The organism is Arenibacter sp. F20364 (assembly GCF_023015905.1).
Classification (GTDB): domain Bacteria; phylum Bacteroidota; class Bacteroidia; order Flavobacteriales; family Flavobacteriaceae; genus Arenibacter.
In genome coordinates this window covers 1-424 of record NZ_JALKBD010000157.1, presented here as the reverse complement: position 1 = coordinate 424, position 424 = coordinate 1, and the positions used below count along the sequence as shown (strand labels likewise).

1 pseudogene is annotated in these 424 nt (G+C 54.7%); it reads right to left on the bottom strand.

Features of this window, described 5'->3' with window-relative positions:
- Nucleotides 1-424: pseudogene (locus tag MWU84_RS24130) on the bottom strand (spore surface glycoprotein BclB); the annotation flags it as partial.

Below are 424 nucleotides of genomic sequence, written 5' to 3'. Positions count from 1 at the left end.
TCAGCACCAGTTGCTCCAGTAAGTCCTATTGGACCCTGAGCACCAGTTTCACCTTTGTCGCCAGTGGCTCCAGTTACACCTTGTATACCCTGAGCTCCGGTATCTCCTTTTTCACCTTGAACTCCAGTTGCACCAGTGTCTCCTTTAGCTCCAGTAGCTCCGTCCGCACCAGTAGCTCCGGTTTCACCTTGGATACCCTGTGCTCCAGTCTGTCCTGTTGCACCAGTTGCTCCGGTAACACCTTGGATACCTTGGGCACCTGTATCACCTTTTGCTCCGTCAGCACCAGTAGCTCCGGTCGCACCAGTGTCTCCCTGATCTCCCTTGGCACCTGTATCTCCTTTGGCTCCGTCAGCACCAGTTGCTCCAGTAAGTCCTATTGGACCCTGAGCACCAGTTTCACCTTTGTCGCCAGTGGCTCCAG